The following is a 15,014-nucleotide window of genomic DNA, read 5'->3' on the forward strand; positions in this document are numbered from 1 at the left end:
GGGCTTAGCGCAATGCTTCCGTCAGCGCCCGGATCGTTTGCTGGAGCTGCTCTTCCGTATGCATACAAGAAATAAAAAACCGCAGCCTTGCCGACTTCTCGGGCACGGCCGGATACAGAATCGGCTGCACGTTGATCCCTTGCTTGAAGAGTTCGGCCGACGCGCGCGTGGCTTTCAGCGAGCTGCCGGTGATGGCGGGCACGACGGCCAGGCCGGTGCTGGTGCCGGTGTCTATGCCGGCGGCGCGGGCCTGTTGCAGGAAGAACCGGCCGCGGGCCTGCAGGGCGGCCACGCGGTCGGGCGATTGCTTCATCTTGCGCAGCGCCGCCAGCGACGCGGCGGCGACGCTGGGCGGCATGCCGACGCTGTACAGGAAGCCGGGGGCCAGGAATTTCAGGTGTTCGACCAGCGCGGTTTCGCCGGCGATGTAGCCGCCGCAGCCGGCCAGCGTCTTGCTCAGGGTGCCCATCCAGATGTCGACGTCCTTGCCGTCGACGCCGAAGTGTTCGCTGATGCCGTAGCCGCGTGTGCCCATGACGCCCAGGGAGTGGGCTTCGTCGACCATGAGGAAGGCGCGGTGGCGCTGCTTGACCTCGATGAAGCGCGGCAGGTCGGGGTAGTCGCCGTCCATGCTGTAGATGCCTTCCAGCACGATGAGGACGCGTTCGAACTGGCGGCGCTGGTCGTTGAGGATGGCGTCGAGCGCTTCCCAGTCGTTGTGGGGGAAGGGCAGGCGGCGCGCGCCGGAGAGCTGGATGCCCTGTAGGACGCTGTTGTGGATCAGTTCGTCGTGCAGCACCAGGTCGCGCGGGCCGAAGAGGTAGCCGATGGTGGAGACGTTGGTGGCGTGGCCGCTGACGAAGGTGATGGCGTCGTCCACGCCGTAGAGGGCGGCGATCTCGGTTTCGAGTTCGCGGTGCACGGGGCGTTCGCCCGAGACCAGGCGGCTGGCGGACACCGAGGTGCCGTAGCGGTCGATGGCGGCCTTGGCCGCGGCGATCACGTCCGGATCGCCGGACATGTTCAGGTAGTTGTAGCTGGCGTAGTTGATGTAGCCGTTGCCGCTGATCCGGGTGGCGGCGCCGGCGGTGCCTTCATGCAGCTTGAAGAAGGGGTTCTTGACGCCGAGGCGGCTGGCGCCGTCGTTGATGATGCGCAGCTGCTGGTAGCCGGGGTGGAGATGGAAGCGGTAGTGTTCCTCGGGGATCTCGGCTTTCTTTTCCGCGGGGCGCGCCAGCGCCTGGCCGGCGGGCGCGGCGGCCTGGCGCAACTTGCGCTCCAGCGCTTGCTGGATGAGTTTGTCTTTGATGCCGGCGGCAAGGCCGGGCAGCTTTTTTACGGTGCTCAAGTCTTGCCTACTGGATCATGCGTTGCTTGGGAAGGCTGCCGTTCTGCTTGATCTCGTCGACGAATTCGGAGACCGAGCTGGCGCCGACTTCGGCGGCGTGGTGCGCGACGACCTGCTGCACGCTGGCGGTGAGGGCGTCGCCGGCGTCGTGTTCGTCGCGCAGCAGCAGCACCAGACGTTCGGCGAGCTTGGCCGGCGTGGGGCTTTCGTTGAGCGCCATGACGGGCAGGCGGATGCCGAAGCGGTTTTCCAGCGCGACCACCAGTTCCACGCCCATGAGCGAGTCCAGGCCCATGTCGTAGACCGAGCGGGTGGCTTCGATCTTGTCGGGCGCGACACGCAGGATTTCGCCGATCTCGGCCTTGAGCATGTCGGTGAAGCGCTCATGCAGGGCCTCGTCGTCCAGGGTGGCGATGAGGTGGGCGATGTCGTCGGCGCCGCTGTCTTCTTCGCCGGCGTCGCCGGCCTGGCGGGCGATGTCGGAGAACTTGGGCAGGCCGGAGGTGGGCAGGAAGCGGGCCAGCGCGCGCCAGTCCAGTTCCAGCACGCCGAGGCCGGAGGCGTCGGCGGCCAGCATGGCTTCGAGCGCGTCCAGCGCGGTCTGGGAGGCCAGGGCGCCGCCGCCCATGCGGCTTTGCAGGGCGTCCTTGATTTTTTCGTTGCGGGCCAGGAAGCCCACGTCGTCGATGGCGCCCCAGCGCACGCAGGTGGCCGGCAGGCCTTCGGCGCGGCGCTGGGCGGCGAGGCGTTCGAGCCAGGCGTTGGCGGCGACGTAGTTGCTTTGCCCCGGGTTGCCGAAGAGGGTGGTGGCCGAGGAATAGCAGATGAAGAGGTCCAGCGGCAGCGCGCGGGTCAGTTCGTGCAGGTGCTGCGCGCCCAGGACCTTGGCGGCCAGGGTGCGCTGGATCTGTTCGGCGTTGGCGCTGCGGGCCAGGCCGTCGTCGATGACCACGGCGGCGTGGACCACGCCCTTGAGCGGCGGCAACGTGGCGGCGGCGTCCTGCAGCAGGCCGGCCAGGGCGTCGCGGTCGGTGACGTCGCAGGCGGCGGCGTGGACGCGCACGCCTTGTGCTTCGAAGGCGGCGATGGCGGCTTTCGCGGCGTCGTTGGCGGGTCCGCTGCGGCTGATCAGGATCAGGTTGCGCGCGCCGCGCTCGGCCAGCCATTGCGCGGTGCGCAGGCCGAAGCCGCCCAGGCCGCCGGTGACCAGGTAGCTGGCGTCGGCCGGCAGTGCCAGGCCGTGATCGGCCTGGGCCGCCGGATGGTGCACGCCGCTGATGCCGTTGCGGTAGGTGACCACGATCTTGCCGATCTGGCGCGCCTGCTGCATGTAGCGGAAGGCGTCGACGATGTCGTTGGCGTCGAAGACGGTGTAGGGCAGCGGATGCAGCGCGCCCTGGCGGAACAGCGCCATCATCTCCGCGAACAGGCGCTGGGTGAGGTCGGGGCGCTCGTTCATCAGCTGGTCGGCGTCGATGCCGAAGTAGCTGATGTTGTTGCGGAACGGGCGCAGGCCGATGCGGGTGTTCTCGTAGAAGTCGCGCTTGCCCAGTTCGAGGAAGCGGCCGAAGGGCTTGAGCACCCGCAGGTTGCGGTTGACGGCTTCGCCGGCCAGGGAGTTGAGCACCACGTCCACGCCGCGTCCGTCGGTGTCGGCGAGGATCTCGTCGGCGTAGGACAGCGAGCGCGAGTCGTAGATGTGGCGCACGCCCAGCAGGCGCAGCAGGTCGCGTTTTTCGTCGGAGCCGGCGGTGGCGTAGATTTCGGCACCCAGCCATTGGGCGAACTGGATGGCGGCGATGCCGACGCCGCCGGCCGCGCCGTGGATCAGGATCTTCTCGCCTTCTTCGAGGCGCGCCAGGTGGTGCAGCGCGTAGTAGACAGTGAAGAAGGTGCTGGGAATGGTGGCCGCGGCTTCGAACGAGAAGCCTTCGGGGATGTGCGAGATGGCGCTGGGGCGGGTCAGCACGCGGTCGCCGAAGCTGGCCGGGCCGAAGCCCACGACCGCGTCGCCGACCTGGTAGCCGGCCGCGTCCGGTCCGACGCGGGTGACCGTGCCGGCGAACTCCAGGCCCAGGGTGGGGCCGGCGAAACCGTTCTCGATGGCTTCGTCGGACAGCAGGCCCAGGGCGTACATGACGTCGCGGAAGTTCAGGCCGGTGGCTTCGATGCGTACTTCGAGCTGGTCGCCGGCGGGCGCCGGGGCGGGGCAGGCTTCCCAGCGCAGGTTGCGCAGCTGGCCGGGGAATTCGAAGCCCAGGCGCACGGCGTGCGCCCCGGTGGCCTGGCTGGCCGGCGCCGGACGCGCGGCGAGGCGCAGGCGCGGCGCATAGCGTTCGCCGTCGGGGCCCAGCAGGATTTCGTCTTCGTCGTCCATGGCGGACAATTCGCGCGCCAGGGCATCGGCCAGGCCGCCGGCATGGGCCAGCGGCAGGTCCACCATGCGGATGCGGAAGTTCGACGCTTCGTTGGCCAGGGTGCGGCCATAGCCCCACAGGGCGGCGTCGTTGAGCGCGTGCATGGCGGCGGGGGCCGGCGCACGGCGCAGGTATTGCGCGGCGTCGGCGGTGATCAGCCACACGGTGGCCGGCGTCTGGGTGCGTTCGCAGGCCTGGATGACGGCGGCGGCAAGCGCGCAGCGGCGGGTCTGCTTGGCCAGCAGCTCGTCGGGCGTTTCGTGGGCGTCGGCCCAGGCCAGGCCGTCGAGATGCACGATGTGTTCGACCGGACCGTCGGCGTCGCCGGCCAGCAGGGCGTCCAGCGCCTCGGGCGCGACGCCGGTCTCCAGGCGCACCTGGTGGCCGGCCGCGGCCAGGCTGGCCTGCAGCGCGGGCGCCAGGCCGGCGCCGTGTTCCGGGTTGCGGTCGGCCAGGATCAGCCAGCGCGCCGGCGTGGCGGGCTGCGCCGCGGTGTCGGCCGACTGCGCGGCCTCGAGGCTGGCGGTCAGCAGATAGGCGCCGGTGGCCGGCGATTGGCTGAATTCCAGCGGGCTATCGCATTGCAGGCCCAGGGATTGCAGGGTTTCCTGCCAGAAGGCGGCGGGCTGTTGGGTGGAGAGCTGTTCGCCGTTCTCGCCGGCCTGCCACCATTGCCGGCGCGCGCCGAAGACGAAGTCGGCCCAGGCGGCCGGATGGGCGCCGCAGAAGAGCAGCACGCCGCCCGCGCGCAGGCTGGCGCGGGCGTGCTTGAGCGCGGCCAGGGCCGCGTCCAGGGTGTCGAATTCGCAGTGGAAGATGACGAGGTCGCAGCGCGCGGCCGGGGCGTCGCCGTCTTCGCCGATGCGTTCGGTGCGGGCGTTGGGATGGCGTTCCGCCTGCTGGTGGCCGACGTGGTCCAGCATGTCGGCGTCGGGCGAGGCGTAGCAGTAGTCGGCGACGTTGAAGTCCAGCGCGTCGCAGCAGTTGAAGTTGAAGAGCGGCGCGGCCTGGCCGACTTCCATGACGCTCAGGCGCTGGCCGGGCAGGCGGGCCGCCTGGGCCTGTTGCAGCACCGCGCGCAGGGCCGTGCCCAGGCGCTGGCCGCTGGCCGCGCCGAGCAGGCTGCGGTTGATGACGGCCGGCGTGGTGGCGCGCGGGCAGATCTGGTCGACGTCGGCCTCGCCGCGCAGCAGCGCGGGCAGGTGCAGGCCGATGCGGCCCACGGCGTGGACGATCTGCGCGTAGTCGGGGTATTCGCGCAGCAGCGTGTTCCAGATGTCGGTGGCGCCGCCTTCGCCGTTGTCGTCGGCGGGCAGCGCGATGCCGGCCGCCTGCGCTTGGACGTAGCCGGCGGCCGTCAGGCGGGCGGCGATATGCCGCAGCAGGGGCGCGGCCTGCGGGGCGTGGCGGCCCAGTTCGGTGATCAGGGCCTGCGGCAGCAGGCGGCCGTCGGGCGCGATGGCGCGCAAGGCGTCCAGCGCGAAGCTGTCGCACAGGCTTTCCAGCAGCGGATCGACTTCGTCGGCATAGCGCGCGTGCGCGCCGCCTTCGGTGCAGGCGGCGACGGCTTCGGCCAGCGCGGCGCGCAGGGTCTGGAGTTCGACCGGGTTGGGGCCGAACGGCGCGCGCGGGCGCGGCGTGGCGACGCTGTCCAGGAAGCTGAGATGGTCGGCCGCGGCCTTGCGCAGGCGGATGCTGCGAAAGCGCGCCTGTTCGACGGCGGCGATCTGCTCGCCGGCGGCGTTGTACAGCTCGAAGCTGGCGGTCAGCGAATGCGGGGCGCGGCGCTCCAGGCGCACGCGCGCGGCGGCCGGCTGGCCGGCGTTGGCGCGCAGGCTCAGGCGTCCGATCTTGGCGGGCACGTAGGCGATGCCCAGGCCCATGGCCGGGTCGTCGCGCAGCAGCTGGATGATGAGCTGGAACGCGCAGTCCAGCAGCGCCGGGTGCAGGTGGGCGGTTTCGAGTTCGGCGGCCAGGCAGGGCTGGGGTTCGAGCACGGCCAGCACGCTGGCGTCGGACTCCAGCCAGCCGTGCTTGACGGCGCGGAAGGCCGGGCCGTAGTCCAGGCCCACGGCGCGGGTCAGCGCGTTGTGGCTGTCGCCGGTGAAGTCGGGCGCGCGTTCCGGCAGGACCAGGGCGGGCCGGGTCAGGCGGGTCAGGCGCGGCTCGCGCAGCAGGCGGCCGCTGGCGTGCCGGGTCCAGGGTTCGGTGCTGCCGGTTTCCTTGGACGTGATGCGGAAACGGCCGTCGCCGTCATCGAGCAGCAGGCGCAGCAGCTTGCCGGGCGCGGCACTGAGCAGCAGCGGCGCGTGGATTTCCAGCTCTTCCAGTTCGGCGCAGTCGGTGGCGCCGCCTTGCCAGCGCAGCGCGGCGGCCAGCGCGATTTCGGCGAAGCCGGTGCCGGGAAACACGACCGCGTCGCCGACGACGTGGTCGGCCAGCGTGGGATGGGATTGCGTGTCGAGCCGGTTCTCCCAGGTGTGCTCGTGCTGCTGCATGGGATAGCCCAGCAGCGGGTGCGCCAGCCGGCGCGTGAGCAGGCCCTGGGACTCGGGGGTGGCCGGGTGCCAGTGGCGTTCGCGCTGCCAGGGATAGGTCGGCAGTTCGACCGGCGCGCCGGCCCACGGGAACAGCGACTGCAGGTCGAGCTGGCCGCCGCTGACGATGGCCTGGCCGGCGGCGTTCCAGATTTTCTCGGGATCGTCGCCGCCGCGCGTGGCGGTGCTGAGCACGCGGCCTTGCAGGTCGCCGGCCTTGAGGGCGTCGTTCAGGTACGAGCGCAGCACCGGGTGCGGGCCGACTTCGACGTAGACGTTATTGCCTTCGGCCACCAGCTGCTGCGCGGCCTGTTCGAAGCGCACGGCTTCGCGCACGTTGCGCCACCAGTAGCCGGCGTCCAGCCCGGCGCCGTCCAGCGGCGCGCCGGTGACGGTGGAATAAAAGGGCACGTCGGCCGCGCGCGGCGCGATGCCGGCCAGCGATTCGCGGATGCCGGCCTCGATGGCGTCCATGGCCGGGCTGTGGAAGGCGTAGTCCAGGTCGAGGCGGCGATGGAACAGGGATTGTTCGGCCAGCGCCGCTTCCAGCACCGCCAGCGCTTCGGGCGCGCCGGCCAGGGTGGCGCCGCGGCCGCTGTTGAAGCCGGCCACGCACACGCTTGCGCCCAGGCCATGTTCGGCGATCAGGGCCAGCGCTTCTTCGCCGCTGACGCCCACGGCCGTCATGCGGCCTTGGCCCTTGGTCTGACCCTGCAGGCGGCTGCGCTGGAAGATGACGCGCACCGCGTCGGGCAGCGACAGCGCGCCGCAGGCCCAGGCGGCGGCGACTTCGCCCACGCTGTGGCCGATCACGGCCGACGGCACCACGCCGTGCTGGGCCAGCATGCGGGTGATGCCGACCTGCAGCGCAAAGAGCGCGGGCTGGGCGATTTCGGTGCGTTCGTAGCGGTCGTCGCCGTTCTCGCCGGCCAGTTCCTTGTGCAGCGAGAAGTCGGCGTACTGGGCGAACAGCGCATCCACTTCGTCGATGGCGGCGGCGAACACCGGATCGGCCAGCAGCCGGCGGCCCATGTTGGCCCATTGCGAGCCGTTGCCGGAATAGACCAGCACCGGGCCGCGCGCGGCGGGCAGCGCGCTGCCGGCGACCAGGCCGGGCTTGGCGTCGCCGCTGTCGGCGTATTGCTGCAGCAGGTCGGCCACCGCGTTGCACTGGGTGCCGAACACCACGGCGCGCTCGCCGTGCCAGTCGCGGCGCATGGCGGCGTGGTAGGCGGCGTTGTACAGGAACTTGGCGGGCTGGTCGCGCAGCGTCTGCGCCATCCGGCCGGCCGCGGCCCGCAGCGCGGGCAGGGTCTTGCCCGAGACCACGACGGGGATCGGGGCGGTCTTGGCCATCTTGCCTTCGGCGGCCGGGCTGCGCGGCGGGGCGCTTTCCAGGATGACGTGCGCGTTGGCGCCGCCGAAGCCGAAGGAGTTCACGCCCACCACCAGCTTGCCGGCGGGACGCAGCTTGCGGTTCTGCGTGACGACGTCGAGGTTCCAGTCCTGGAACTCGATCTTGGGATTGAGGGTCTTGATGCCGATGGTGGCGGGCACCTCGCGGTGGCGCAGCACGTACAGGGCCTTGACCAGGCCGGCCACGCCGGAAGCGGCTTCCAGGTGGCCCAGGTTGCTCTTGACCGAACCGATGGGCAGCGGCGCGTCCTTGCCGCGCTGCTGGGCCAGGGCCAGGCCGATGGCGCGGGTTTCGATCGGATCGCCGACCGCGGTGCCGGTGCCGTGCGCTTCCAGGTAGTCGATCTCGGCGGGCGAGATGCCGGCCTGTTCGTAGACCTGGCGCATCAGCGCGGCCTGGGCCTGCACGCTGGGCACGGTGAGGCCGGACTTGCGGCCGTCGGTGTTGACGGCGCTGCCGGCCACCACGGCAAGGATGGCGTCGCCGTCGGCGACCGCCTGGTCGTAGTCCTTCAGCACGAAGATGCCGCCGCCTTCGGAACGGACGTAGCCGTCGCCGGAGGCGTCGAAGACGTTGCAGCGCCCGCGCGGCGACAGCATGGACGCCTTGGAGAAGGTGATGAAGCCGTAGGGGTGCAGGTGCAGGCTGACGCCGCCGGCCAGCGCCTGGGTGCATTCGCCCGACAGGATGGCGCGGCATGCCTGGTGGAAGGCGACCAGCGAGGACGAGCAGGCCGTGTCCATGGCGATGCTGGGGCCGCGCAGGTCGAAGAAGTAGGAGAGGCGGTTGGCGGCGATGCTGGCGGTGTTGCCGGTCGCCATCGAGGCGTCGACGGCGTTCAGGTCTTCGGCCAGGCGGTAGGCGTAGTCGGAGCTGGCGATGCCGATATACACGCCGCAGTCCGAACCGCGCAGGATGGAGGGCGCGATGCCGGCGTCTTCCAGGGCTTCCCAGCTCATTTCCAGCAGCAGGCGCTGCTGCGGGTCCATCAGCGCGGCTTCGCGCGGCGAGATGCCGAAGAACCCTGCGTCGAACCCGGAGACGTCGCCGATGGAGCCGGCGGCAAAGGTGTAGGCGGTGCCGGGATGGTCTTTGGCGGGATGCAGGTAGGCGTCGGCGGACCAGCGGTCCTGTTCGACGTGGGTGACCAGGTCGCGGCCTTCCAGCAGGGCCGGCCAGTAGCTGTCATGGGTGGTGCTGGGAAACCGAAACGAAAGTCCAACGACGGCAACGCGCTTACGCATGCAGAGTCCTTCTGGCCCCGCCACGCGGCGGGGGATGGTAAATGAGGGCGGTCGAACCGCAATGGCGGTCGGGGCCGGCCGAGGCTGCGGCGCCGGGACGGCCGGCGGCTGCGACGATCGGGAGTGCGGGAAGCCCGCGCCGGAAAATCAGGCGCGGGATAGACGGCCTGGGATGGCCGGAAGCTCCCGTCCAGGCGCTGCGAATAGCGTTATGGCGACGCCGGCGCCGCGGTTGCGCCGAAGCCGGGGCGCGAGAGTATTGCTCTGCATTCTCATTTTTTATTTTGTCGATCTGGCGACGAGATATGGCCTGCCGAACCTGCTCGATAACCGGCGAGCATGGTTTGGGCGCGGGCGAATCGCCGTGACATTTAGATGAATATGAGCCGATTTTACTGTATGTATAAGATTCAGCTAAATCCGGGAAGGAATGGCGGCGGACGGGGTTAACCCGTAGCGCCGCGCGCGCGTAAGCTGTCATTTCCCTGTCCCCGATGTTCCCGGCCGCTAGGATAACAACCATATGTAACCAAATTGGAGCAAGATTAATCAAAACGCTTCAACTGGGCGTAAGGGTTGTTGCGCAAGCGGCGTGTGCTGAAAGGTTTGCGGAAATCATCCGGCGATTACAAGAATTTCCGGTGCATTTCTGTTGCAAACAGTAGTCTGGATGCGTGATTTTACGCAACCAGCATGACCGCGCAGGACGGCTGCGGGCGTCTAGGACGCGTCGTAGAGCGGAATGGGCGGGATGCGCTTGGCGGGGGTGGGAATGCGCCAGGACGCCCGGCGGCGCAGGGCGCCGAGCAGTTTCAGGCCTTGCGGCCAGTCGCCCAGGCCGCTGTCGGCGTTGATGTGGCCGGCGCCGGAGAGGATGACGATGCGGCTGCCCCAGTCGCCGGCGAAGGCGCGGGCGCGGTCCAGGCTGCAATAGGGATCGTCGTCGCTGGCGACCACGACGCTCTGGTAGGGCAAGGGCTGGCGCGGCACGGGCGCGAAGCTGCGCAGGCACTCGGGCGCGTCGGCGCGTTCCACGTCGGCCGGCGCCACCAGCAGAGCGCCGGCGACCTTGGCGCGCAGCGGCACCGGCAGCGCGGCGCTGACCAGGCAGCCCAGGCTGTGAGCGACCAGCAGCACGGGGCTGCGGGCCCGATCCACTTCCGCGGCCAGCGTGGCGATCCATTGCGCGGCGACCGGGTTCTGCCAGTCGCGCTGTTCAAGGCGGACCGCAAGCGGCAGGGACGCGGCCCAGCGCGATTGCCAATGGTCGGGTCCGGAGTTTTTCCAGCCCGGGACGATGATCGGTTGGAGTCTCATGGCGGCCATCATGCCGCGCCGCTTTAGTAACTCAAACGAATAAATCGTCTTTTGCATATACGGCGACGGGCATAAGGCTGCGAGCGCGGCGGCCGCCGCGGTTTACGCGCGGCCCTCGTCGAAAAGCGGGTCGCGCGCCCTGCAAACAGGGGTATTTTTCAGTGTATGCTTGCCGTGCTAATGCACCGTAACCGGGCGTGAACACGGAAACAACCGGCGTGCGCACGGGTGCGGAACTAACGATTACAAATCATTAGAGGAGTCCAACATGAAGCCAGTATTCCGTCTGACCCCGGTCATCGCCGCGCTGGGCGTCGCCGCGGGCATGGCGTTCGGCGCGGCCGCGCAGGCGCAAACCATCAAGATCGGCGTCGTCGGCCCCACCACCGGCGCGGTCACCCAGTATGGCGATATGGTCCGTGAGGGCGTCGATACGGCAATCGAGCGCATCAACGCCGCCGGCGGCGTGAACGGCAAGAAGCTGGAAACCGTGGTGATCGACGACGGCTGCGAGCCCAAGCAGGGCCCGGTCGCCGCCAACCGCGTGGTCAACAGCAAGATCGGCTTCGTCGTGGGCCACGTGTGCTCGGGCGCCACCATCGCCGCCGCCGACGTCTACAACAACGAGGGCGTGGTCATGGTGACCCCCTCGGCCACGTCGCCGGCCCTGACCGACGGCAAGAACTACGAGTTCATCTTCCGCACCATCGGGCGCGACGACCAGCAAGGTCCTGCGGCCGCCAAGTTCATCCTGGACAAGATTAAGCCCAAGAAGGTCGCGGTGCTGCACGACAAGCAGTCGTACGGCCAGGGCATCGCCACCGCGGTCAAGAACGACCTGGAAAAGGGCGGCGTCACCGTGGCGTTCTTCGAAGGCATCAACGCCGGCGACAGCGACTACTCGGCCGTCATCACCAAGCTCAAGAGCCAGGGCGTGGACTTCGTCTACTACGGCGGCTACCACCCTGAAATGGGCCTGCTGCTGCGCCAGGCGGCCGAGCAGGGCGTGAAGGCCAAGTGGATGGGTCCGGAAGGCACGGGCAACCCGGACATCAACGCCATCGCCGGCGACGCGGTCGAAGGCATGCTGGTGACGCTGCCGGCCGACTTCACCCAGAACGCCGCCAACGCCGACATCGTCAAGGCCTTCCAGGCCAAGAAGCGCAACGCCGCGGGCGCCTTCCAGATGACGGCCTACACGGCCACCCAGGTCATTGCCGACGGCATCAAGGGCGCGGGCACGGACGATCCCACCAAGGTCGCCAAGTACCTGCACGCCAACTCCTTCGATACCCCGATCGGCAAGGTGTCGTGGAACAAGCAGGGCGACCTGACGAACTTCGAATTCGACGTGTTCGTCTGGCACAAGGACGGCTCCAAGACCGTCTACAAGTAACCCCGGGCGGCCTGCCGCCCAGTGATGCCGACCGGGCCGTGAGCTAGACTTGCGGCCCGGTTTTTATTTCGCCATCGATTTCATCCTGCACACCCATGACCAAGGCTTTGCTCGTCGAAGACGATCCGAAACTCTCGCGCCTGATCGCCCAGTTCCTGGAGCAGCACGGCTTCAACGTCGCGCAGGCCTTTCGCGGCGACCAGGCGGTGGAGGCGTTTCGGCGCCACGATCCCGCCATCACCATCCTGGACCTGATGCTGCCGGGCCGCGACGGGCTGCAGGTCTGCCGCGACCTGCGCGCGTTTTCGTCGGCGCCGATCCTGATGCTGACGGCCCGCGAGGATGACCTGGACCAGATCCTGGGCCTGGAGTCGGGCGCCGACGACTACGTGATCAAGCCGGTCGAGCCGCGCGTGCTGCTGGCGCGGGTGCGGGCGCTGCTGCGGCGCCACGGCCAGGCCGACGAACCGCCCGAGCGCCTGGAGTTCGGCCCGCTGGCCATCGACCGGCGCAACCGCGCGGTGGTCCATGCCGGCGTGGAGCTCGATCTCACCACGATGGAGTTCGAGATGCTGTGGGCGCTGGCCAGCCAGGCCGGCCAGGTGCTCACGCGCGACGACCTGCTCAACGCGGTGCGCGGCATCGAGTTCAACGGGCTGGACCGCAGCGTGGACGTGTGCGTGAGCAAGCTGCGCCGCAAGCTCGACGACGATCCGCGCGATCCGGCGCGCATCAAGACGGTCTGGGGCAAGGGCTATCTGTTCTCGCCCAGGGCGCAAGAGGGCGACGATGCTTAGGTTCATCCTGCGGCTGTTCGTGGTGCTGGCCGTGGGGTTCGTGATTTCGAGCCAGGTGGTGGACCGCTCGGCCTCTTACCTTTTCGAGCCGCTGAGCGAAGGCTATACGCGCCAGGCCGTGCGCGGCCAGATGTACAGCCTGGTGCGCGAGCTGGGCCAGGTGCCCGCCGCCGACCGCGAGGCCTATGTGCGCGACCGGTTGGCGCCGCACTACGGCCTGGGGCTGAGGGTGGCGCCGGCCGCCAGCTTCGAGGCGAGCGAGGCCGAACGCAAACTCATCGCCGCGGGCAGCTTTTTCATCCGCGACGAGATGCAGACCTTCGTGGCGGCGCTGCCGGGGCCGGGCGATCAATGGCTGGAAATGAAGCTGCCGGCCGAGCCGCCGGTCGGGCCCTGGGTGCTGGTGGCGGTGTATTCGGCGCTGACGCTGCTGCTGGGCGCTTTCATGCTGGTGTGGGCGCTGCCCACCTGGCGCGACCTGGAGGCGCTGAAGACGGCGGCGCAGCGCATGGGGCAGGGCGACCTGCAGGCGCGCGCCCGGCTGTCGCGGCATTCCACCATACGGGGCCTGGGCGACACCTTCAATCAGATGTCCGAGCGGATCAGCGCGCTGGTCAGCAACCAGCGGGAACTGACCAACGCCGTCTCGCACGAACTGCGCACGCCGATCGCGCGGCTGTCGTTCGAGCTGGACATGATGGACCGCGAGGACGATCCCGAGGCGCGCCGGCGCCTGGTCGAGGAAATGAAGAGCGACGTGGCCGAGCTGGACAGCATGGCCTCGGAACTGCTGATGTACGCCCGGCTGGAGCACAAGGGCGACGGCGTCGCGCTGCAGCCGCAGGACGCGCGCGGCTGGCTCGAATCGGTGGTGCAGCACGCGGGCTTCGAGGCCGGCGTGGCGGGCGTGCGCTGCGAGGTGGCGCAGTGCCAGGTGCCCGAGGTGCATCTGCACCAGCGTTACATGACGCGCGCGCTCCTGAATCTGCTGCAGAACGCCATCCGGCACGCGGGCGGCCGGGTCCAGGTCAGCCTGCTGGGCGGTTCGGCGCGCGAGTACGTGCTGATGGTGGACGACGACGGCCCCGGCATCGCGCCGGCGGATCGCGAGCGCATTTTCGAACCCTTCATCCGCCTGGATGAAAGCCGCGATCGCGAAACCGGCGGCGTCGGCCTTGGGCTGGCGATTGTGAGCCGGGTGGCGCGCTGGCACAACGGCTCGGTGCGCGCCGACGACAGCCCGCTGGGCGGGGCGCGCTTCGTCATCGCGTGGAAGGCGCTTTCCGCGCCGGGCCGCAGTACGTAAAGCAACTTCACAAACTCCCGCGACGATCTTCACAAACTCCATACAAAGCGGGAAAGATCGCGCGCAGGCGCATGGCTAGCATGACGGCACTTTCGTTCAGAGGAGCCGCCGTCCGCCATGTTTTGCCTGAGCCGCCTGCTTGCCGTCGCATCCCTGCTGGCCGTGATCGGCGGCTGCCAGGGCGTGCCGCCCGCCGCGCCCGCCGCCGTCGCGCCGGGCGACTACGCGGCGGTGATCGGCTACCTGGCCCAGCGCATCGCCTACGACATGGACGCGCAGAACGTGCCCGGCCTGTCCATCGCGCTGGTCGACGACCAGCGCGTGGTCTGGAGCACCGGCTTCGGTTATGCCGACGTGGCGCGGCACCGCAAGGCCAGCGGCGACACGCTGTACCGGGTCGGGGCCATCAGCAAGGTCGTCACCGCCGCCGGCGTACTGCGCGCCGCCGATGACGGCGCGCTGGGGCTGGACCGGCCGGCCTCGCAGGCGCTGCCGGACTGGGAGCTGCAGCCGCGCCGCAACGCCATGCAGTGGCTGGGCGCGCATCCCTTCACCGCGCGCGGCCTGATGGCGGTCCGTCCGGACGCGCCGGAAGACACCATGGGCCGGGCCCGCGCCGACATGGCCTACGCGCTGCTGGGCGACATGCTGGCGCAGGCGGCCGGCGAACCCTTCGACGCCTATATGCGCCGCGCCATCCTGCGGCCGGTGAACATGCCGCGCGCCGGCTTCGAGCCGGGGCCGCGCATGCTGCAGCTGCGCGCGGCGGGCTATCGGCGCGGCCACCCCTGGGCCGAGGCGCCGCAGGCCAATCCGCCGGCCGACGGACTGTGGCTCAGCACGACCGAGATGGCGCGTTTCTCCAGCATGTTGTTCGCCGGCGGCGCCCATGAGGGCAGGCGCGTGCTGAGCGCCGGCTCGGCGCACGCGGTGCTGGACCTGGAGACGGTGGCCAGCGGCATGGACCTGGAATGCCGGCTGGCGCTGTCGTGGCTGGCCGCGCCCTGCGCGGACATGATGGACGAAGCGCCGCTGCGCATGCATCGCGGCGCGACCGAGGCCTTCCATTCCCGCTGGGTGCTGGCGCCGCGGGAGAAGCTGGCGGTCCTGGTCATGGGCAATTCCGACACCAGCGAGCCGCTGGTGGCTTCGATCTCCGCGGTGGCGATGGCGCTGATGCGCCAGGCCAGGCAGCGCGGCGACGCCGACTGAATCCTTTCCTCAACCTGTTTCCA

General features: G+C 69.7%; 7 protein-coding genes. 4 read left to right on the forward strand and 3 right to left on the reverse strand.

From position 1 onward, the window contains the following. Positions 1-4: 4 nt before the first annotated feature. The 3 genes from A6B37_RS04920 to A6B37_RS04930 form a co-directional block, all read right to left on the reverse strand. Complete coding sequence (locus A6B37_RS04920; RefSeq protein WP_111825077.1) at positions 5-1,348, reverse strand: aminotransferase class I/II-fold pyridoxal phosphate-dependent enzyme; 1,344 nt, start codon at positions 1,346-1,348, stop codon at positions 5-7. Between the two features lie 7 nt (positions 1,349-1,355). Next, on the reverse strand, positions 1,356-8,963 hold the full coding sequence (locus A6B37_RS04925; protein ID WP_111825078.1) for a type I polyketide synthase: 7,608 nt from the start codon (positions 8,961-8,963) through the stop codon (positions 1,356-1,358). A gap of 720 nt (positions 8,964-9,683) precedes the next feature. Then, entirely contained in the window at positions 9,684-10,280 is a 597-nt protein-coding gene (locus A6B37_RS04930; RefSeq protein WP_111825540.1) for an alpha/beta hydrolase, read from the reverse strand. Between the two features lie 268 nt (positions 10,281-10,548). Here A6B37_RS04930 and A6B37_RS04935 point away from each other — a divergent pair, with 268 nt between their 5' ends. The 4 genes from A6B37_RS04935 (at position 10,549) to A6B37_RS04950 (ending at position 14,991) form a co-directional block, all read left to right on the forward strand. Continuing rightward, positions 10,549-11,676 carry a branched-chain amino acid ABC transporter substrate-binding protein gene (locus tag A6B37_RS04935; RefSeq protein WP_111825079.1) on the forward strand — a complete coding sequence of 376 codons (1,128 nt, stop codon included), beginning with the start codon at positions 10,549-10,551 and terminating at the stop codon, positions 11,674-11,676. 95 nt (positions 11,677-11,771) lie between these two features. Continuing rightward, positions 11,772-12,473, forward strand: a complete 702-nt coding sequence (locus A6B37_RS04940; RefSeq protein WP_111825080.1) for a response regulator — start codon at positions 11,772-11,774, stop codon at positions 12,471-12,473. Further along, entirely contained in the window at positions 12,466-13,779 is a 1,314-nt protein-coding gene (locus A6B37_RS04945; protein WP_111825081.1) for an ATP-binding protein, read from the forward strand. Before A6B37_RS04940 ends, A6B37_RS04945 begins: the two co-directional genes overlap by 8 nt. A 117-nt stretch (positions 13,780-13,896) precedes the next feature. Beyond that, positions 13,897-14,991 (forward strand): serine hydrolase domain-containing protein, encoded by a 1,095-nt coding sequence (locus A6B37_RS04950; protein WP_102771278.1) that lies wholly within the window; start codon positions 13,897-13,899, stop codon positions 14,989-14,991. Positions 14,992-15,014 lie beyond the last annotated feature (23 nt).

Origin of the sequence: Achromobacter sp. HZ01, from assembly GCF_003267925.1 — a bacterium.
Classification (GTDB): domain Bacteria; phylum Pseudomonadota; class Gammaproteobacteria; order Burkholderiales; family Burkholderiaceae_B; genus Achromobacter; species Achromobacter pulmonis_A.

Bases quoted from the DNA above. Each gene is read 5' to 3' on its own strand.
- A6B37_RS04940 (WP_111825080.1), top strand. From the start codon at position 11,772: ATGACCAAGGCTTTGCTCGTCGAAGACGATCCGAAACTCTCGCGCCTG.
- A6B37_RS04925 (WP_111825078.1), bottom strand. From the start codon at position 8,963: ATGCGTAAGCGCGTTGCCGTCGTTGGACTTTCGTTTCGGTTTCCCAGC.
- A6B37_RS04950 (WP_102771278.1), top strand. From the start codon at position 13,897: ATGTTTTGCCTGAGCCGCCTGCTTGCCGTCGCATCCCTGCTGGCCGTG.
- A6B37_RS04935 (WP_111825079.1), top strand. From the start codon at position 10,549: ATGAAGCCAGTATTCCGTCTGACCCCGGTCATCGCCGCGCTGGGCGTC.
- A6B37_RS04930 (WP_111825540.1), bottom strand. From the start codon at position 10,280: ATGAGACTCCAACCGATCATCGTCCCGGGCTGGAAAAACTCCGGACCC.
- A6B37_RS04945 (WP_111825081.1), top strand. From the start codon at position 12,466: ATGCTTAGGTTCATCCTGCGGCTGTTCGTGGTGCTGGCCGTGGGGTTC.